Origin of the sequence: Mesorhizobium sp. M0040 (assembly GCF_040323505.1) — a bacterium.
Taxonomy (GTDB): domain Bacteria; phylum Pseudomonadota; class Alphaproteobacteria; order Rhizobiales; family Rhizobiaceae; genus Mesorhizobium.
On record NZ_JAMYVA010000077.1, the window covers coordinates 1 to 18,122 of the forward strand.

Genomic DNA, 18,122 nt, shown 5'->3' on the forward strand with positions numbered 1-18,122 from the left:
CCCAATCTGCAATCTCCCGCGCTCTCAAATGCGGGCAGATTGGCAAGGCAGGAGCGACATTCCTACTTTGCCAGATCCGGACATTTTAACTTAGCTGCTACACTGTACAGTCGCATAATATGCGGCGTGGAACTCAACAGAGGACCTGATCAGGTTCCTGATCCATCACAACTTGCACCCTGGCAAATCGAGGTAGAAATCATAAGAGGCGGACCGTGAGTGGGGGTCGTTAGCGAAAGAAGCACCAGATTTGCATGTTCAGGAGCGCCGGCCGGCGGCCGACACCTCCGAAGAAAGATCATTGAGACGACTTCGGGCAAGCCCGCGCAGGAGCCCGACCTCATCTGGCGCGCCAGCCGGCATCACCGAGAAGGGCAGGCGAATGGCGTCTCCAAACGGTTTGCCGCGCCTGCGTGAGTTCAATCCGTATGGATGCGAACCCTAGTTGGTCTTCAACTGGCCGACGCGGTTTTCCGCGATCCAGCGGGCGGCAAGCACCAGCGCGCCCATGCTGAAATCCTTGCCATGCTTGGCCACCATTTCTTCCGACAGCTTGGCCAGCCGTTCGAAAAATTCGTCCTTGCTCTCGTCCTCGGGGGTGGGTTCGGTCTCCATGTGATCCTCCTGTTTCATGTGGGCTGCGTCCGCTATTTGAACATCTGCGCGGGAAAGGTGACGATCGCGGCGGTGCCATCGACGGAACCCACCGCGAGGTGTCTGCCGTCGCCGGCCCAGGCAAGCGCGGTGACGGCGCTGCCCAAAGGCCTGATGAGGAGTTCGTCGCGCGCGCCGATCTGGGCGATGGTGATACGGCCGTTGGCGTAGCCCGCCGCAATCAGTTTCTTCTGCGGGTGCGCCGCCACCGCCTCGACAAGAACCAGCCCGGCGCGACCTGTCTCCAGCGCACCCGAGGTCTCGCCGCCAACAGGCGGGCCGGTCATCGACCAGCCGGCGATCCTGAACGCGCCGGACGCAAACAGCGCATGCGCCGGCTGGCTCCAGCACACGGTGCGGACCGGCGATGGAAACCCTGCGACGACGTCTGCTCTTCCATCAGCCAGACTAACCAGAGCAAAGCCGCCGGTTTCGAGCCCGCAGGCCAGCCAGGTCCCGTCTCTGCTCCAGCGGATCGACACCGGGCGCGCGGAAAGGGGGATGTCACGTATCAAGGCTGCGTCGCCTTCGACCGCCCAAATCGACAGCCCTTCGCCAAGGCCGCAGGCAAGTCGCCGCCCGCCCGGCGACAAGGCAAGGGCATCTGTCGACGATGTCACACCGCGTTCCAGCCGCGTGGCATTGCCTTGGCCGTGCGACAGGAAGACATTCTGCCCGTTGCTGACAGCCGTCATGTCCACCTTGGCGCTGTGGTCGATGGCGACGACTCGTCCGTCGATCTTGAGCAGTGCGGCTGCGACGTCACCGCCGGCGCTCATGTGCAGTACTTCGCCGCTGGCCGCGCCGACGAGAAAGCCGGAATGCGCATAGGTGGCGAGCGGGACATCGCCGTCACCGAATGCCGCCGTGGCAATCAATGGCACTGGCGGCTTTTCCCTGGGGCGGATCGTCGTCTGGCCGAGATCGTTGCTCACCCTGATCCGCGCTTCCGGCGGCTCGTGATCCGCGACCGCGGCGATGGCGACGGTTCCGTCGACTGCGGTGAAAGCGACAGCCGAACCGTCGGCGCTGAAGCGCAGATCGGCGATCGCCGACGGCCGCTGCCAGCTGCGGGCCAGAAGGTCGAACAAGGTCAGGTTCTGCATCGTCTGCTGGTTCATGTTTCTCTCCCATCAGTCCTCGTTCGACGCTGCGGCAAGCTTACGGTCGACGTCCTCGACATCGCCCTCCGCAGCTATGATGCGATCCTCGCAAGCCGAGCACGCCTGCGCGATCACCGCCGCGTTCTGCCCTGCCTCATGCAAGTCCCGCACCAGTTGCTCGGTGGCGCCGCTTCTGCCGATTTCGAGTTCCAGGCGCAGCACGTCCATTTCGATGCCGGCGCGTTTCTGGTTGAGCCGCAGCGCTTCCGCGGTAAGCGCCGAGACGCTGGCGACGAGACGGAGCCGGCGAGCAAGCAGCGCGTCACGCCGGGCTGTGTGGGATCCTCCGGTCATTTTTCGCTCCCCAAAGGCCCCTGCGGTTTCTCGAAAGCCGACAGCAATTTGGGCAATGTGCCGGCCTGCGACTGGAACTGTTTTTCGGCCGTTTCGATGTGGCTCTTGAGCTGGTCCCAGATGTCGACGCGGATCATCGATGTCGTGTCACCGGTCAGGCGCTCGATCTCTTCGATGCGGAACTGGCGCGTCAGCGAAACCCCGGAAAACACGAAGTCGCGCAGCAGGATCGCATGGCTTTCGATGAACAGATGGATCATCGGATGCGTCTTTGTGGTGACGCCGCCGCCGGCAAGCTCGGCCCTGATGAAGTCCTGGAAATGGTTCTGCAGGCGGTGTTGGCTCTCGCCCATGAAGCGCATGACGAAGACCAGGTCGCGCGGCATCAGCTTCACGAGATCGCCGCTGACGCCATCGGCATGGCTGGATATTGGCTCGGGCGGTTCCCTTCGGTCTCTATCGTTCGGCATGGTCTTTCTCCAGCGCTAGGCCTGTGCGTGGGCCATGACCGTCAAATAGTAGAGATAGACGAAGAGTTAAACAGAAAATATGAGTGTTGGGATTTTCTGCAATTGCTAACTAAATATGCTGCGCGTGCGAATATACGGTAAATATTACAGGCGTAAGTTACAACTGTAAAAGAACGTTACAGTTGGCTGCCGGGTGCGCGCCGAAAGAGCGGCAATTTTGCTTTGAGCGCCAGCCATGGGACTGTTTCGAAACTGGCACGACGCTTGCACTGTTCATTCTCACAAGAAGCCCATCGCGCTTGACGCGGTGCCAAAAGAACGAAGGAACGGAGGAAGCAGAACCGCTTCGATACGCCCATCGCAGATGCGGTTGGCGCTGCGGCTCCCTGTCAGACGCCTCGAAACCTTTGCCCCGATCCACTTGAACGGCCGGACCTCGGGTCGCGCCTCGACGCGCAACGCTTTGTCATGCCGCTCGCACTCTCACTGGCGGTGCTTGCCGCTTCATGCCGGGGTCAAGGGACCTGCGGCTCAAACCTGGTGGAGGCTTATGACCATGACGTCTCTGACGCTCAACAAGATTACCTCGCAACGCGGAATCTCCGTCGGCGAGGCGACCAAGAAGATTGCCGATCTCGGCTGGAATCCGTCCTACGTGCAGGAAGCAATGACGTTTCCGACCGACTACAAGATCAACAAGACGCCGCGCGACCCGATGAAGCAGGTCCTGCGGTCCTACTTCCCGATGCAGGAAGAGAAGGACAACCGCGTCTATGGCGCGCTCGATGCCGCCTTGCGCGGCGACATGTTCCGCAATGTCGAGCCGCGCTGGGTCGAGTGGATGAAGCTCTTCCTGGCCATCATTCCCTTCCCGGAAATTTCGGCTGCCCGCTCGATGGCGATGGTCGCCCGCATCGCACCTGGCGAGGAACTCCGGACCGGTTTCACCATGCAGATGATCGACGAGTTCCGCCACTCGACCATCCAGATGAATCTGAAGAAATGGTACATGGAGAACTACATCGATCCGGCCGGCTTCGACATCACCGAAGAGGCCTTCGGAAAATGCTATGCCACCACCATCGGCCGGCAATTCGCGGAAGGCTTCATCACCGGCGACACCATGACCGCCGCTTGCATGTACCTGACCGTGGTCGCCGAGACCGCCTTCACCAACACGCTGTTCGTCGCCATGCCTTCGGAAGCCGCCCGCAACGGCGACTACGCGCTGCCGACCGTCTTCCTGTCGGTGCAGTCCGACGAGAGCCGGCATATCGGCAATGGCCACTCGCTGCTGATGGCAGCACTCAAGGAGCCGGAAAACCACCTCTTGCTGGAGCGCGACCTGCGTTACGCCTTCTGGCAGAACCATGCCATCGTCGATGCGGCAATCGGCACCTTCATCGAATACGGCACCACCAACCGCGACAAGAACAAGGAATCCTACGCGGAAATGTGGCACCGCTGGATCTATGAGGACTATTATCGCACCTACATGCTGCCGCTCGAGAAATACGGCATCAAGGTCCATCACGACGACGTCCAGGCGGCCTGGGAACGCATCACCAAGAAGAACTATGTTCACAAGGTAGGACAGTTCTTCGCGGTCGGCTGGCCGGTCAATTTCTGGCGCATCGAAGCCCAGACCGACAAGGACTTCGAGTGGTTCGAGCATAAGTATCCAGGCTGGTACGCCGAGTTCGGCGACTTCTGGAAATGGTACGCCAAGCTCAGCCACAAGGGCGAGAAGGTGCTGCTGTTCAACAGCGACGTCGGCTACGTCTACCCGCACCGCTGCTGGTCCTGCCTCGTCCCTTGCCTGATCCGCGAGGACATGGTGGTCGGCGAGATCGACGGCCAGCTGCACACCTTCGCCCATGAGCTCGACAAGTGGACCGCAACGGTCGCCTTCGCCGACGAGTATCAGGGCCGTCCGACGCCGGCGATGGGCCGCTTCAGCGGCAAGCGCGAGTGGGAGACGCTCTATGACGGCTGGGATCTGGCCGATGCGATCAAGGACCTGAACTTCGTCCGTTCCGACGGCAAGACGCTGGTTCCGCAGCCGCATCTGCGCTTCGACGACAAGGAGATGTGGACGCTCGACGATGTGCGCGGCAACAAGCTCGGATCGCCGCTCAACGCGCTGCGTGCCATGTCGCCCGCGGACCGCGAGAAGCACCTGGCGGAATACGCCAAGGGCTTCACCATCACTCCCTGCAACTGATCAGGCCAAAGGGGGGCGGGTTGGTCCCGCCCCTTCCTTTCACTGGAGGTCCGTATGTCGGAAACCCACACGGTCAGGCTCAGCCCGGTTGGCGTCGAATTCGACGTCGAGCATGGCGAAACGGTGCTCAACGCCGCCTTCCGCCAGGGCATTGCGCTGCCGCACGGCTGCAAGGAAGGGCAATGTTCGGCCTGCAAAAGCGTGTTGCTCGAAGGCGAAGTCGACATGCTGAAATACTCGACCTTCGCGCTGAACGACATGGAGAAGGAGAGCGGGCACGTCCTGTTGTGCCGCTGCATCGCCTTCTCCGACCTGGAAGTCGAGCTTCTCAACTACGACGAGGAGATTTTGGCGAAAGCGATCGCCGTGAAGACGTACAAGGGCCGGATTGCTCGCATCGAGCACCTGACCCACGACATTCGCGGCATCGAGATCGAGCTCGGCTCCCCAATGAAGTTCTGGGCGGGGCAATATGTCGACATCACGGTTACCACGCAAAAAGGGGAGACGATTACGCGCTCGTTCTCCATGGCAAATACGCCGGACCAAACCGAAAAACTCTCCTTCATCATCAAAAAATACCCTGAGGGAAAGTTTTCCGGAGAACTCGATTCCGGAGGCATCGAAGCCGGAGCCGAAGTCACCGTCGTCGGACCCTACGGAACCTGTTTCCGCCGCGACGAACGGCAAGGACCCCTGATCCTGGTCGGCGCCGGCTCGGGCATGTCGCCGATCTGGTCGATCCTCAATGACCATTTGAAGAGCGGCGAGAAGCGTCCGGTCTATTTCTTCTACGGCGCCCGCACCCGCAATGACCTGTTCTATCTCGACAGGATCGCCGAGCTGGTCGGCAAACATTCCGACGTCACCTTCATTCCCGTGCTGTCGCACGCGAATGACGACGCCGAATGGCAGGGCGAACGTGGCTTCGTGCACCAGAGTGTCGACGCCGTGCTCAAGCAACTGGCGGTCGACGGGCAGGGCGATGTCCATGCCTGTGGCCCGCCGCCGATGATCGATGCGCTGCAGCCGGTGCTGTTCATGAACGGCTTCGAAACCGAGCGGATATTCTTCGACAAATTCACCACATCGGCGGGTGCAACGCCGGCCCATTGAGGGCGGCCGCGCCAAGCCAACCACAACTGCAACAAGGGAGAGAGACTATGCCTGCAACCTCGAGTTCAGTCGGATCCGGAGCCGCCGGCGCGGCGATCTTCGCCGACTCCGACAGCCGGAAATACCGGTATTTCGACCCGAAAGGCCAGCGAGCCACCCACTACGAGGACATGACGGTCGACGTTCAGCCCGACCCGGAACGCTACCTGATCCAGGACTGGATCATCTCGTTTGCCGACGGCAAGGGCGCCTATGTCAAGCAGAACACCGCCGCGCAGAGTTCCAACTGGCACGCCTTCCGCGCTCCCGACCAGGAGTGGGAGCGCACGCACTACCAGCGCCAGTCGAAGATCGAGACCATGGTGCAGAGCGTCATCAACAATGCGCGCAAGTCGGGCACCCCGAAGACCTTCGACAAGGCCTGGGTCAAGATCCTGCAGACACAGCTCGGCGCCTGGAAACACGCCGAATTCGGGCTCGGCACGTCGCTGATGCAGGCGCAGCGTTACGGCTACACACAGATGATCAACAACGCGACGCTGACCAACTCGTCCTACAAGCTGCGGCTTGCCCAGGACATCACGCTTTACCTCGCCGAGATCGGGATGGACCTCCCCGGCTGGGACGACGAGCTTGGCAAGAAGGCGTGGCTCGAGGACAAGAACTGGCAAGGCACGCGCGAGGCGGTCGAGACCATCATGGGCGCGACCGACTATCTCGAGCAGTATTTCGCCATCAACATCATCTTCGAGCCGCTGGTCGGCGAAGTGTTTCGCTCCGGCTTCCTGATGCAGATCGCCGCCGCCAACCATGATTTCATCACGCCGGCGGTGATTTCGGCAGCCGAGGCCGACTACGAGCGCAACCTCGCCAACACGATCGACCTCATGCACCTGCTCGCCAATGACGAGAAGCATGGCGCGGCCAACAAGAAGCTCTTCCAGGGCTGGGTCAAGAAACATGGCGCGCTCGCCGACAAGGCAGCCATCGGCCTGCAGCCGATCTGGTCGATGCCGCATTCCAAGCCGGTCGCATTCGCGGATGTCCGTGCCAAATCCGAGGAACGGATTGGGCAGATACTCGGCGAACTTGGCCTCAAGCGCTGAAACAGGAGAAATCGTCATGTCACTAGCAGCACGCGACGCAACGCATTCCAACATCTTCAAGGCGATGAAGGACATCACCTTCGAGCAGACGATTTCGCACCAGTGCGGCGTCACCATGAACGACTCGGTCGAAGCCAGGGCCATCGCTGAATTCATGGGCTTGAAACCGAACGTATCCGTCACCTACCAACCGGCGATGATCCGCATCGACGGCACCGGCAAGCTGATCTTCAAGATGGACGAGATCAGCGAATATCTCGGCCGCGAGATGACGGCGGAAACCTTCGAGGTCAACAGCTCCACCCACTACGGCCGCATGGTTCGCGTCGACGACAACACCGTGATCCTGTTCGGCAACATGGACGAGATGTTCGAATACATCGAATAGCCAGCGAAATGAGTGCCGGAAAGGCAGGTATTTTTCCGGCACTCCACGCAAGTCGACTGAAAACTGCCGGACTGTAGAGGAAATACGAATGTCTTCGAAAATGAAAGCTGCTGTGTTTGTCGAGAAAGGCCGCATTGTCCTTGAGGACAAGCCAATTCCCGATATCGGGCCTCAAGATGCGCTTATTCGCGTAACCACCACGACCATTTGCGGGACCGACGTCCATATCCTCAAGGGCGAATATCCGGTCGTCAAAGGCCTCACAATTGGTCACGAGCCGGTTGGCATCATCGAGAAGCTCGGATCAAGCGTCAGCGGCTTCAAGGAGGGCCAGCGTGTCATCGCTGGCGCGATCACCCCTTCCGGCTGGAGCCATGCCTGCCTGTGCGGATGTGGTTCTCAGGATGGCGCCGGCACCAAGCACGGCTGGCAGGCGATCGGCGGCTGGAAGTTCGGCAATACCATTGACGGCTGCCAGGCCGAATATGTCCGCGTGCCGGACGCAATGGCCAATCTTGCGCCGGTTGACGACGGCGTCACCGACGAGCAGGTGCTGATGTGCCCGGATATCATGTCGACCGGCTTCGCCGGCGCCGAAACCGGGGGCATCCGGATTGGCGACACCGTTGCGGTATTTGCCCAAGGACCGATCGGTCTCTGCGCCACCGCCGGCGCAAAGCTCATGGGCGCAACGACGATCATAGCCGTCGACACTGTGCCGGCTCGCCTGGAGATGGCCCGCCGGATGGGCGCTGACATCGTCGTCGACTTCAAGAAGGAGAATCCCGTCGACGCCATCATGAGGTTGACGGACGGGCGCGGTGTCGACGTCGCGATCGAGGCATTGGGCACTCAGGCAACGTTCGAGGCCGCTCTGCGTGTTTTGCGTCCGGGCGGCGTGCTGTCCAGTCTCGGCGTCTACTCCTCCGATCTCAAGATTCCGCTCGATGCATTTGCCGCGGGCCTGGGCGACAAATCCATCCGAACGTCCCTTTGCCCCGGAGGCAAGGAGCGGATGCGCAGAATGCTGGGAGTGATCTCGGCAGGCCGGGTCGATCTCGGCGGCCTGGTCACGCACCGCTTCAAACTCGACCAGATCGAGGACGCTTATGAGCTGTTCGCAAACCAGCGCGACGGCGTCCTCAAGGTCGCAATCACAATCTGATCCGCAGCCATTCAAAGCAACGCATTCGCGTGGAGGAAAAAATGTACAGAACACCGGAAGGCAAGGACATTTTCGTGGTCGACGGCCACACCCATTTCTGGGACGGCAGCCCGGAAAACCAGAAGAACATCCACGGCAAGCAGTTCATCGAGTGCTTCTATGCCTATCACACTGGCTTGAGCCCGAAGGACCAGCTGTGGGAGAAGAGCAAGTTCGAGAAATACAGCGCCGACGATCTCTATCGCGACCTGTTCATTGACGGTCCCGACGATGTGGCGATCGTGCAATCGACCTATCTCAAGGACTTCTACAAGAACGGCTTCAACACGATCGAGCGCAACGCCGAGGTGGCCAAGCGCTATCCCGAGCGTTTCATAGTCAACGGCGCCTTCGATCCGCGCGACGGCGAGAAGGCACTTGAGTACATCCACTTCCTCAAAGAGACCTACAACGTCAAGGGCGTGAAGATGTACACGGCCGAATGGAACGGCGCTTCCAAGGGCTGGAAGCTCACCGATCCCGATGCCTACAAGTGCTTCGAACTCTGCGACAAGCTCGGCATCAAGAACATCCACGTGCACAAGGGTCCGACGATCATCCCACTCAGCAAGGACGCCTTCGACGTGCATGACGTCGACCACGCGGCGACGGATTTCCAGAACCTCAACTGGATTATCGAGCATTGCGGCCTGCCGCGCCTCGACGATTTCTGCTGGATCGCGACGCAGGAAACCAACGTCTATGGCGGGCTAGCGGTGGCGCTGCCCTTCATCCATTCCCGTCCGCGCTATTTCGGCGAGGTCATCGCCGAACTGCTGTTCTGGATCGGGCCGGAGAAAATCCTGTTTGGTTCCGACTACGCGATCTGGACGCCGCGCTGGCTAGTCGAGAAATTCTGGGCCTACCAGATCCCAGAGGACATCGCCGCAGAACGTGGTGTGCAGCTGACCGACGAGATCAAGGAGAAGATCCTCGGCCTCAATGCGGCGCGTCTCTACAACATCGACGTGGAAGCCAAGAAGAAGGCGCTTGCCAGCTCGCCCTTCAGCATCGCGGCGGAGTAGGAGCCATGGCAACCGCCAGCGTTTCCGGCGGCCGCGAGAAGGAACTCTGGCGGCGCCTTGGTGAGGTCGACGACCCGGAACTCGACGAACCTGTCACCGAGATGGGCTTCGTCGAGCGGGCCGCGGTGACGGGCGATGGCAGCGTAGAGATCGACTTCCGCCTGCCGACCTACTGGTGTTCGCCCAACTTCGCGTTCCTGATGCTGGACGGCGTCCGCAAGGCGCTCGACCAGCTCTCCTGGAAGCCGGCCTATCGCGTCAAGCTGCACGACCACATGTTCGCGGAAGAGGTCAATCGCGGCATGGCAGAGGGCAAGGCCTTCGGCGACATCTTCGCTGTGCTTGCCGAGGATCAGGATCTTGGCGCCTTGCGTGAGACCTTCAGGATGAAGGCATTCAAGCGGCGCCAGGAGGCGGTCCTGCGCGGCCTGCGGCAGCACGGCCTGACCGATCGCGAAATCCTCGGCATGGACCTGCCGGCCTACGACGTCGCGCGGTTCGAACCGGGTGAGGCGGCCCAACAGCAGCCGAGGTACCGGGCGGCTCTGCTTGAGCGTTTTCCCGACCGCCGGGCCGACGATCCTGTGTTCGTGACCTGGGAAGGGCAGAAAATCCCACCGGCCGCACTCAGTGCCCACCTCGCCGAACTGCGCGGTGTGCGCATCAACATGGAGTTCAACGGCGCGCTGTGCCGGGGGCTCAAGCAGACCAGATACAAGGAACTGGATGTGATCGACGGCGAACCGACGCTGGTCGATTTCATTCTGGATCGCGTGCCGGCCGGAACGGCGCCGACTGCCTGAAGCAGAACTGACACAACGGCCTCCCTTGCACGAGGCCCCTAACCAACAACCCGCCCGTAAGGCGGAAGGAGGAATCATGCCCAAGATAATGCTTCACAACTCCGAAGCCCGCCGTGCTCTTGCCCGCGGTGTCTTCCGGCTGGCTGCGGCCGTCGAGCCGACGCTCGGCCCCAAAGGCATGAACGCCATGATCGACCGACCGATCGGCACGCCGATGGTGACCCGCGACGGTGTCAGCATCGCCTCCGAGATCGAGTTGCACGACCGTTTCGAAAATATGGGCGCGCAAGTCGTGCGCGAAGTGTCGATGCAGACCAACGAGGTCGCCGGCGATGGCACCACGACGGCGATCGTGCTCGCCAACGCGCTCATCCAGGGTGGCGTCGAGGCGAATGAGCGCGGCGCCAAATCCGTCGATCTCTGCAAGGGCATCGACCTTGCGGTGGCGGCGGTGGTGGCCGCGCTCAAGGCGTCGGCCAAGCCGGCCAAGGGCAACGGCATCTTGGCTTCGGTCGCCAACATCGCGGCGACCAACAGCAAGCTTGGCGCGCTGGTGGCGGAAGCCCATCAGCGGGTAGGCGCCGAAGGCGTCATCACCACCGACTTCAGCGTCACCACCGAGACCACGCTCGACGTCGTCGAGGGCATGTCCTTCGAACGTGGCTATCTCTCCCATCACATGGTGACCGATCAGGAGAAGATGGAGGCCGTGCTCGAGCGGCCCTACATCTTGATGACCGACCTCAAGATCAAGGAGCCCGGGCAACTCGATGCGGTTCGCCGCATTGCCGACGAGGCCGGCCGCCCGCTGCTGATTGTGTCCGAGGAAATGTCGCCGGAAGTGGTGGTGACGCTGCTCGGCAAGCAGGGGCCAGGACGATATCTCGTCGTCCATCCGCCGGAATATGGCCACTGGCGCAAGGCGATGATGGAGGATCTGGCCATCATCACCGGCGGCAAGGTGATCGCGCGCGATCTCGGTGGCCGGCTGGAGGATATCACCGCCGAGGATCTCGGCACGGCCGACCGGGTGAAGACCAGTTCGTCCTACACCTCGATCATTCGTGGCGGCGGCGACCATGCGGCAATCGCCTCGCGCCGTGCCCAGGTGCAGCGGCAGTATGAAGCCGCGCCGCCGAACATCGACCAGGACAAGCTGCGCGAACGCCTGGCCAAGCTCTCCGGCGGAACGGCGATCCTTTATGCCGGCGGCGTCACGCCGGTCGAGCAGAAGCGGACCATCCAGCTGATCGAGGATTCCTTGAATGCGGTTCGGGCCGCATCCGAAGAGGGCGTGGTCGCCGGCGGCGGCTCGGCGCTCGCCCAGATCGCGCCGCTGCTCGACAAGATGGCGGCCGGCGTCGACGGCGATGTCGCCGAGGGCGTGCGCCTGGTGCGGTCGGTTTTGTCGCGGCCGCTGTGGCGCATCGCCGCCAATGCCGGTGCCGATCCTGACGCCGTGGTAGTCGAGGTCACCCGCATCAATGGCGGCTATGGCTACAACGCATCGACCGGCGCGTACCAGAACATGTTCGAGGCAGGCATCATCGATCCGGTCCGCGTCACCTACACCGCCCTCGCCAACGCAGCTTCCGTGGCAACGCTGATCCTGACCACCGAAACGCTGATTGGCGATCTCGCCGAGGATGAGGATCCGACGGCCGGACCGGCGCGTGGCGGCGGCTCGGAAAAGCTCGGCCGCGCCTGAAGCGACAAATTCCAACGGAACGATTTCGACGTTGAAAGGATACGACGATGAAAGCTGCCAGACTGTACGAATACGATCCCAAGATGAACGTCCTGCTCAAGATCGAGGAGGTCAAGGCACCGACGATCACTGCTCCCGACGAGGTGATCGTGCGGGTGGGTGCCGCCGGCCTCTGCCGCACCGACCTGCACATCATCGAGGGTGTGTGGAAGCCGACCATGGATCCCGAAGGCACGCTGCTGCCTTACATCATGGGCCATGAAAATGCCGGCTGGGTCGAGGAGGTCGGCAGCGGCGTCCGCTCGGTCAAGCGCGGCGACGCCGTGATCTGCCATCCCTTCCGCTCATGCGGCATCTGCCTCAACTGCCGCCATGGCGAGGACATGTATTGCGACAACGGCCAGTTCCCCGGCCTCGGCATGAATGGCGGCTTCGCCGAATACTTCATCACCAGCGAGCGATCGCTGATCAAGCTCAATGCCAACATCACGCCGATCGAAGTGGCGCCGCTGGCGGACGCCGGCATCACCGCCTACCGCGCCGCCAAGCGGGCCGCCAAACTGCTCCGCCCAGGCAGCTATTGCGTGCTGCTCGGCATAGGCGGGCTTGGCCACATCGCGCTGCAATCGCTGCACGCGATTTCGGGCTGTCGCATCATCGCCGTCGATCGCGAGCCGGCGGCGCGGGTACTGGCAAAGGACCTTGGCGCCGATTTCATCCTCGATGGTGGGCCGAATGTCGTCGAGGAAGTCGCCCAGATCACCGGTGGCGGCGCCCATGTGGTGATCGACTTCGTCGGTGAACTCGGTGTCGAGAACATCTGCTGGAAGATGGTGCGCAAGGGTGGGCAATTGTTCGTCGTCGGCTATGGCGGCAACATCAACGTGCCGACCGCGCATCTCGTTATCGAGGAGATCAATATCGGCGGCAGCCTGGTCGGCAATTTCACCGAGCTTGTCGAACTGATGGAACTGAACGCCGACGGCAAGGTGAAGATGCACTACACCGAGTATAACCTCGCAAGCATCAACACCGCGCTCGACGATTTCAAGAACCGACGGTTCACCGGACGCGGCGTCATCGTTCCCTGAAACATTTGGACCGAACGCGGCGCGGAACGGCTACCGCGTCCGGTTCGATCTGACTGCTTGCCTGACCCGGCAAGCCTTCCTTCTGAGCTCCGTGGCTGATGCCATGGCATTTCCGTATCGGGACGTCAGCGAAGCGCGATCCTGAAACGAGTTTCCTTGCTTCGTGGTGTGGAAAACGGGAGGACAACATGGATATTCTTACAGGGCTGGCCGTCGTCATCGGCATTATGGGTGGCATTGCAACGTGGGCAGCGATCACGATCGGCAACCCCTATCTGCTGATCTGGGCGGTATTTGTGGGCTGGGGGAGTTTCTATCACTGTGGCGGCAAGGCAGCCGGGTTCAAGAATTCGGCGGTTGCAAATCTCTGGGGAGCGATCTGCGCCGCCGGCGCATTGATAGCACTGACGTCCATTGGTGTTACGGCGATCATGGCCGGCATTTGCGTCGGCATTTCAATCATAGTCCTGATTCTCGCCGCCAAGCTGCCTTTGCTGAGCGCCATTCCGTCAGCGGTCTATGGCTACGCAACGACCGCCGCGCTTTTTCTGCTTGCCGCCGCCGCTTACGGCGAAGGCGCCAGCGGCATCACCAAGGTCGCGGCCGCTGCGGTGATCTCGCTGATCATCGGCAACATCCTCGGCTATGTCTCAGAGAAAGTGACCGGTGCTGTCGTAAAGGCCTGATCATTTCCGCGTCCGCTGCCTGAAGGCAAGCTAGTCGACGAACTTCCCCCAGCCCCGCGGCGCGAATGCCGCGGGTTTTGTGCCGGTGAACGGACCTGGGTCTAGATGAAACCGCGCCGGATGCCGTATTGTCCGAGCTTGCGATAGAGCGTCGGCCGCGAAATACCGAGCCTCAGCGCGACCTTGCTGAGATTGCCACCCTCTGCGGCGAGCGCGTTCTTGATGACCTGGCATTCTGCATCCTCGAATGTGCACACCGGTGCTTCGAGCATGGCTGCGGGATGATCGCCGTGCATGGTCATATTGTTGCGATTGCCCGCACTGATTTCCCCGGGAAGATCCTGAAGCTCAACGGTGCCGCCGCGCGCCAAGATGTGCAGCCGCCCAATGAGGTTCTTCAGTTCCCGCACATTGCCCGGCCAATGGTAGGCGAGCAGGGCCTCGAGCGCTTCGTGCGAGAATTCAAGCGGGTCCTCGCCTGCTGTGGCGGCGATCTGCCGGTTGAAATGTTCGATCAGCAGCAGCACATCCTCACCGCGCTCGCGCAGCGGCGGGACCGTGATCGAGACCGCACCAATTCGATAATAGAGATCGCGCCGGAAGCGGCCGGCGGCAACTTCCTGCTTGAGATCGCGATTGGTCGAGGCGACCATGCGCACATCCACTGGGCGACCCCGGCTGTCGCCAATGCGGTTGACCACGCGCTCTTCCAGGACGCGCAGCAGAAACGGCTGGATCTCGAGTGGCAATTCGCCGATCTCGTCGAGACTGAGGACGCCGCCGTTGGCGAGCTCGAAAACACCTGGCTTGCCGTCCCGCGAGGCGCCGGTAAAGGCGCCGGCGACATGGCCGAACAATTCGCTGCCAAAAAGATCCTTGGTGATCGCCCCGCAATTCATCGCGATGAACGGATCGTTCGCCGCGCGCCGGCTGCCTGCATGGACGAGCCGGGCAAACAGCTCCTTTCCAACTCCCGTCTCACCTTCGACCAATAACGAAGCCGCGCTGTTCGATTGAGCGACACGACAGGCGATTTCAACGGCGGCCAGCAGCGCCTCACTCTTGCCAACGATCATGGCGACAGCATCCTGAAGGTGCTTGCTCGCTTCCCTGCGGACCACCGTCACGCTGGAGACTGTCGGCACGGACGGGAACACCAGTGCCGCGCCGCGGAGGTCGCCGTCGAGCTTGAGTGGCGTGATGTGGCAGGATCGCAGATGTGCCGGCAGCGCCTTGGTGAGGTCGGCGTCCGACCCGGACGACGGAAGGTTCATCAGCCAACGGCCACGACCAGGTTCCATCGGACCGTCCATCATTTCTGTGGTCTCGCCGTCGGGCACATTGTTGCAGAAGATGGCGCGGCCGCGATGGTCGACGATCACCAGCCCGTCTTTTCGGCGGTAGCTGGGAGCCGAGGAAATGAAGGCTTCGAGCAGGCGCGTGCGCTGTTCCTGCTGCTGTTCGGCCAAGGCCTTTTCGATTTGCCGGGCTGTGGCGGCAACGAGCGCGGTGTTGTGCGGCCGGAAGATCGGCGAATAGCCTGACAGGTCGACGACGCCGATGATCTTGCCGTCGAGCGGATCGCGGATCGGCGCGCCAGCGCAAGTCCAGGATTTGATGCCGGCGCAGAAATGCTCGGCCGCATGGACGAAAGTCGGCTCTCCGGTCCACAGCGCCGTGCCGATGCCGTTGGTTCCGACGGCATCCTCGTTCCATTTGCCGCCGATGGCGAGGTGGATATCCATGCCGTCATGCAGCGTCTTCTTGTCGCCGATGGCGTCGATCAGCACGCCGTCGCTGTCGGCCAGAACCAGCATCGCGCCCGTCCCATCCAGCAGCTGGCCAAGGGAGGCGAACGACCGCCGCGCCGCCGAAAGCAGTTCGGCATTGGCGCGGGTCAGATATTCGATCTCGTCGCGATCACTGCTCAGCGGCGCTTCAATACCTTGAGCGTTGATGCCGCCGGTGGCGCTGCGATACCAGGAATCGTGAATGAGAGAGCGGACGTGGTTGGGTTGGATTGGAGCGCGGGCACATTTGGGCTCGTCGGCCAGAAAAGTTTCCCAGGCGCGCATGGTAGCGCGCTCGTCATAGTCGATGTTGCTCAGAACCATTTGCCCAGCGGCCAGCGACGCACGCGCCGGAACAGCATCGATCTTCATCTGATTGGGGCCTATCTCGCGTTTCATTCAGCCATCACAGAACCTTTTGAGGTATGCCATTTCTGTATGCTGTCGCGCTCGTATGCTGACGCGGATTGGACGTGCACAAGCACGCCCAGGCGTCTGCACGGTCAGTCGATGCCGAGTTTCGCGCCGATGTCGGCGGCAAGCTGTTCTTCGGTGTAGGTGGCGGCAAGGCGGGACCCGTCCAGGTCGGCAAGCGCCTCGGCGACGGTTTCGTCGACCGGCGAGAAAAAGCCATTCTGCTTCGTTGCCAGGACGAAGATCTGTTCCCCACTCCGATTGCGGACATCACCGATATGATGAAGTTGGCGGCCTGTGTTCTGATCTTTCGAGACCACGCGGCCGTTCATGGTGACCTGGATGGACGGCCTGGCTTCGGGCACAGGCACCGCGCCGCCACCAACATGGATGATCAGGCCTTCCGCCTTCGGTTGCTGGCGTGGTTTCCTGGAAGCCGAATAGCCGCCGCCGCTGATCTGGTCGGCAAGGCGAACGATGGTCGAACGGTTCTGCTCGATCAGTCTTTTGACTTGTACGTCCTCGCGCCGCGGGCCATCCCGCTTGGAGATAATCTCGACCATGAATCCTCCCAGATTCGCTCAGCATTGCCGTTGATACGGCTCATTTCTTCTTTTGTGGTGAACTCTACACCGCCTCGGTGAAGTTCGCCATTCATATCACATAGCGCCAAAATTCGGGTCGCTGGTAGCAGGCGGCTGCTACACGGGATTTCCGGTACCCCGACATTTTGAATAAATGCCCGCGGGTCAGGCTGCCTTGTTCGTGAATTCCGAGGGTTCGCTGTCGAGTGGTTGCCTGTCGCGCAGATAGAGCGCGCACGTGGTGCGCAGCATGGAGGCAAAGTTCGGGATATGCCCGTTGATCTCCAGTGCTTCATCGTAAAGCGTCGAGAGGAATTTCGGCGCCGTCATCCCCTGTCCATGGGCGATCTCGTCCAACAGCTTCCAAAAAGTGGCCTCAAGCTGGATGCTCGTTGAATGGCCACCTATTCGAATGGAGCGATTGACCAGCCGATACCCTTCCGGATCCTGCCCGGCAAAGACCTTACACATGCGAAGACCTCCCGTTTGATGGCTTTGTGCGAAAGCGCGGTTTCTGCGCTCATCCGCCGGGATGATACCAACCCGACGCGCATTTTCTGCTCAATTTGCAGTGACTACAATCGGACCTTAGTGCGTAGACCAGCTTTAAGCCAATTTCTCGACGTGGTAACCGGCTGCCACCCCTTTTTGCAACCAATGGGCCACGGTAGGCGCGTTACCGAGACCACGCGGCAGACTGGAGGCTCCTTTGGCGAAAGCAATTCATTCCATGATCCGGGTGGTGGACGAGAGCCTGTCGGTCAGTTTCTACAGAAGGGCATTCGGATTCGATGTTGCGGACCGATTGGATTTCGTCACGTTCACACTGGTTTATCTGCACAATGCGGAAGCCGATTTCGAGCTTGAACTGACGATCAACAAGGGCAGGGAAGAGCCCTACGCGCTTGGTGACGGCTATGGCCACATGGCTCTTTGCGTCGACGATATCGAGACAGAACACAAGCGCTTGGCGGCGGCAGGTTTCAATCCGCGAAAAATTGTCGAGTTCAACCACGAAGGCGAGCTGCTTGCGCGGTTCTTTTTCGTGAGCGACCCCGACGGTTACCAGATCGAAGTGCTGCAGCGCCACGGCCGCTACCAATAGGGCGTTGCGCGCCGCATGTGGCAGTGCAATCTGACTTGGCTTTCGGCCAGGGCATGAGTGCCAGCGTGCGGCTCAGCTGGCGGCCGATCGACGCTGAGGCTTACCGGATCGGCGTCTCGCCGCGAAACAGCGGCTGGTGCGCCCGCATCAAGGCGGCGATCCGGTCGGCGACTTTCCGTACCGGCGGGGAATGACGTTCCTCGTGATGGGTGACGATCCATTGGTCGGTTTCAAGTTCGGGGATAGGCTGAGCAACGCGAACCAGCCGCGGATCGCCGTCACCGACGAAGCACGGAA

General features: G+C 61.3%; 18 protein-coding genes and 1 pseudogene. 11 read left to right on the forward strand and 8 right to left on the reverse strand.

The window, feature by feature from the left end:
• Nucleotides 1-441: 441 nt before the first annotated feature.
• The 4 genes from NKJ91_RS31525 to NKJ91_RS31540 are packed head-to-tail and all read right to left on the reverse strand — an operon-like array spanning nucleotide 442 to nucleotide 2,581.
• The gene (locus NKJ91_RS31525; RefSeq protein WP_023675582.1) at nucleotides 442-615 is read right to left on the reverse strand and encodes a hypothetical protein; all 174 of its coding nucleotides are present in this window, start codon (nucleotides 613-615) and stop codon (nucleotides 442-444) included.
• 32 nt (nucleotides 616-647) lie between these two features.
• Entirely contained in the window at nucleotides 648-1,775 is a 1,128-nt protein-coding gene (locus tag NKJ91_RS31530) for a WD40 repeat domain-containing protein (protein WP_352458620.1), read from the reverse strand.
• 12 nt (nucleotides 1,776-1,787) lie between these two features.
• Complete coding sequence (locus NKJ91_RS31535; RefSeq protein ID WP_023675584.1) at nucleotides 1,788-2,111, reverse strand: hypothetical protein; 324 nt, start codon at nucleotides 2,109-2,111, stop codon at nucleotides 1,788-1,790.
• Nucleotides 2,108-2,581, reverse strand: coding sequence for a hypothetical protein (locus NKJ91_RS31540; protein WP_023675585.1), 474 nt, complete (start codon nucleotides 2,579-2,581; stop codon nucleotides 2,108-2,110). The genes NKJ91_RS31535 and NKJ91_RS31540 overlap by 4 nt, the downstream gene beginning before the upstream one ends.
• A gap of 550 nt (nucleotides 2,582-3,131) precedes the next feature.
• Between NKJ91_RS31540 and NKJ91_RS31545 the strand changes: the two genes are divergently transcribed.
• From NKJ91_RS31545 to NKJ91_RS31590, 10 genes are all read left to right on the forward strand, one after another.
• Nucleotides 3,132-4,805, forward strand: a complete 1,674-nt coding sequence (locus NKJ91_RS31545; RefSeq protein ID WP_023760297.1) for an aromatic/alkene/methane monooxygenase hydroxylase/oxygenase subunit alpha — start codon at nucleotides 3,132-3,134, stop codon at nucleotides 4,803-4,805.
• Nucleotides 4,806-4,859: 54 nt separating this feature from the next.
• A complete protein-coding gene (locus NKJ91_RS31550; protein WP_023675587.1) occupies nucleotides 4,860-5,921 on the forward strand; it encodes an NADH:ubiquinone reductase (Na(+)-transporting) subunit F in 1,062 nt (353 codons plus the stop codon).
• A 47-nt stretch (nucleotides 5,922-5,968) separates the two neighbouring features.
• Nucleotides 5,969-7,027: an aromatic/alkene monooxygenase hydroxylase subunit beta gene (locus NKJ91_RS31555; RefSeq protein WP_352458621.1), complete on the forward strand. Its 1,059-nt coding sequence runs from the start codon at nucleotides 5,969-5,971 to the stop codon at nucleotides 7,025-7,027.
• Between the two features lie 16 nt (nucleotides 7,028-7,043).
• Nucleotides 7,044-7,415, forward strand: coding sequence for an MmoB/DmpM family protein (locus tag NKJ91_RS31560; RefSeq protein WP_023675589.1), 372 nt, complete (start codon nucleotides 7,044-7,046; stop codon nucleotides 7,413-7,415).
• Nucleotides 7,416-7,503: 88 nt separating this feature from the next.
• The gene (locus NKJ91_RS31565; protein ID WP_023675590.1) at nucleotides 7,504-8,580 is read left to right on the forward strand and encodes an NAD(P)-dependent alcohol dehydrogenase; all 1,077 of its coding nucleotides are present in this window, start codon (nucleotides 7,504-7,506) and stop codon (nucleotides 8,578-8,580) included.
• A gap of 41 nt (nucleotides 8,581-8,621) precedes the next feature.
• Nucleotides 8,622-9,644, forward strand: a complete 1,023-nt coding sequence (locus NKJ91_RS31570) for an amidohydrolase family protein (protein WP_352458622.1) — start codon at nucleotides 8,622-8,624, stop codon at nucleotides 9,642-9,644.
• Nucleotides 9,645-9,649: 5 nt separating this feature from the next.
• On the forward strand, nucleotides 9,650-10,447 hold the full coding sequence (locus NKJ91_RS31575) for an iron-sulfur cluster assembly protein (RefSeq protein WP_352458623.1): 798 nt from the start codon (nucleotides 9,650-9,652) through the stop codon (nucleotides 10,445-10,447).
• Nucleotides 10,448-10,523: 76 nt separating this feature from the next.
• Nucleotides 10,524-12,155, forward strand: a complete 1,632-nt coding sequence (locus NKJ91_RS31580) for a molecular chaperone GroEL (RefSeq protein ID WP_023675593.1) — start codon at nucleotides 10,524-10,526, stop codon at nucleotides 12,153-12,155.
• Nucleotides 12,156-12,202: 47 nt separating this feature from the next.
• The gene (locus tag NKJ91_RS31585; RefSeq protein WP_352458624.1) at nucleotides 12,203-13,246 is read left to right on the forward strand and encodes an NAD(P)-dependent alcohol dehydrogenase; all 1,044 of its coding nucleotides are present in this window, start codon (nucleotides 12,203-12,205) and stop codon (nucleotides 13,244-13,246) included.
• 188 nt (nucleotides 13,247-13,434) lie between these two features.
• On the forward strand, nucleotides 13,435-13,932 hold the full coding sequence (locus NKJ91_RS31590) for a DUF1097 domain-containing protein (RefSeq protein WP_352458625.1): 498 nt from the start codon (nucleotides 13,435-13,437) through the stop codon (nucleotides 13,930-13,932).
• Nucleotides 13,933-14,033: 101 nt separating this feature from the next.
• Here the strand turns inward: NKJ91_RS31590 and NKJ91_RS31595 are convergent, their stop codons facing one another.
• The 3 genes from NKJ91_RS31595 to NKJ91_RS31605 all read right to left on the reverse strand — a co-directional run bounded on the left by NKJ91_RS31595 (nucleotide 14,034) and on the right by NKJ91_RS31605 (nucleotide 17,191).
• Nucleotides 14,034-16,121 (reverse strand): sigma-54-dependent Fis family transcriptional regulator, encoded by a 2,088-nt coding sequence (locus tag NKJ91_RS31595; RefSeq protein ID WP_352458626.1) that lies wholly within the window; start codon nucleotides 16,119-16,121, stop codon nucleotides 14,034-14,036.
• Nucleotides 16,122-16,225: 104 nt separating this feature from the next.
• Nucleotides 16,226-16,699: a hypothetical protein gene (locus NKJ91_RS31600; RefSeq protein WP_352458627.1), complete on the reverse strand. Its 474-nt coding sequence runs from the start codon at nucleotides 16,697-16,699 to the stop codon at nucleotides 16,226-16,228.
• Between the two features lie 186 nt (nucleotides 16,700-16,885).
• A complete protein-coding gene (locus NKJ91_RS31605) occupies nucleotides 16,886-17,191 on the reverse strand; it encodes a ribbon-helix-helix domain-containing protein (RefSeq protein ID WP_352458628.1) in 306 nt (101 codons plus the stop codon).
• 238 nt (nucleotides 17,192-17,429) lie between these two features.
• On the opposite strand from NKJ91_RS31605, the gene NKJ91_RS31610 reads away from it, so the two are divergent.
• Nucleotides 17,430-17,825: a VOC family protein gene (locus NKJ91_RS31610; RefSeq protein ID WP_023675598.1), complete on the forward strand. Its 396-nt coding sequence runs from the start codon at nucleotides 17,430-17,432 to the stop codon at nucleotides 17,823-17,825.
• A 100-nt stretch (nucleotides 17,826-17,925) separates the two neighbouring features.
• Here the strand turns inward: NKJ91_RS31610 and NKJ91_RS31615 are convergent.
• Nucleotides 17,926-18,122 (reverse strand): annotated as a pseudogene (locus tag NKJ91_RS31615) (LysR family transcriptional regulator); the annotation flags it as partial.

Coding starts and splice junctions, on each gene's coding strand:
- NKJ91_RS31575 (WP_352458623.1), top strand. CDS start 9,650: ATGGCAACCGCCAGCGTTTCCGGCGGCCGCGAGAAGGAACTCTGGCGG.
- NKJ91_RS31570 (WP_352458622.1), top strand. CDS start 8,622: ATGTACAGAACACCGGAAGGCAAGGACATTTTCGTGGTCGACGGCCAC.
- NKJ91_RS31525 (WP_023675582.1), bottom strand. CDS start 615: ATGGAGACCGAACCCACCCCCGAGGACGAGAGCAAGGACGAATTTTTC.
- NKJ91_RS31540 (WP_023675585.1), bottom strand. CDS start 2,581: ATGCCGAACGATAGAGACCGAAGGGAACCGCCCGAGCCAATATCCAGC.
- NKJ91_RS31555 (WP_352458621.1), top strand. CDS start 5,969: ATGCCTGCAACCTCGAGTTCAGTCGGATCCGGAGCCGCCGGCGCGGCG.
- NKJ91_RS31560 (WP_023675589.1), top strand. CDS start 7,044: ATGTCACTAGCAGCACGCGACGCAACGCATTCCAACATCTTCAAGGCG.
- NKJ91_RS31580 (WP_023675593.1), top strand. CDS start 10,524: ATGCCCAAGATAATGCTTCACAACTCCGAAGCCCGCCGTGCTCTTGCC.
- NKJ91_RS31600 (WP_352458627.1), bottom strand. CDS start 16,699: ATGGTCGAGATTATCTCCAAGCGGGATGGCCCGCGGCGCGAGGACGTA.
- NKJ91_RS31565 (WP_023675590.1), top strand. CDS start 7,504: ATGTCTTCGAAAATGAAAGCTGCTGTGTTTGTCGAGAAAGGCCGCATT.
- NKJ91_RS31605 (WP_352458628.1), bottom strand. CDS start 17,191: ATGTGTAAGGTCTTTGCCGGGCAGGATCCGGAAGGGTATCGGCTGGTC.
- NKJ91_RS31585 (WP_352458624.1), top strand. CDS start 12,203: ATGAAAGCTGCCAGACTGTACGAATACGATCCCAAGATGAACGTCCTG.
- NKJ91_RS31590 (WP_352458625.1), top strand. CDS start 13,435: ATGGATATTCTTACAGGGCTGGCCGTCGTCATCGGCATTATGGGTGGC.
- NKJ91_RS31530 (WP_352458620.1), bottom strand. CDS start 1,775: ATGAACCAGCAGACGATGCAGAACCTGACCTTGTTCGACCTTCTGGCC.
- NKJ91_RS31595 (WP_352458626.1), bottom strand. CDS start 16,121: ATGAAACGCGAGATAGGCCCCAATCAGATGAAGATCGATGCTGTTCCG.
- NKJ91_RS31550 (WP_023675587.1), top strand. CDS start 4,860: ATGTCGGAAACCCACACGGTCAGGCTCAGCCCGGTTGGCGTCGAATTC.
- NKJ91_RS31535 (WP_023675584.1), bottom strand. CDS start 2,111: ATGACCGGAGGATCCCACACAGCCCGGCGTGACGCGCTGCTTGCTCGC.
- NKJ91_RS31545 (WP_023760297.1), top strand. CDS start 3,132: ATGACCATGACGTCTCTGACGCTCAACAAGATTACCTCGCAACGCGGA.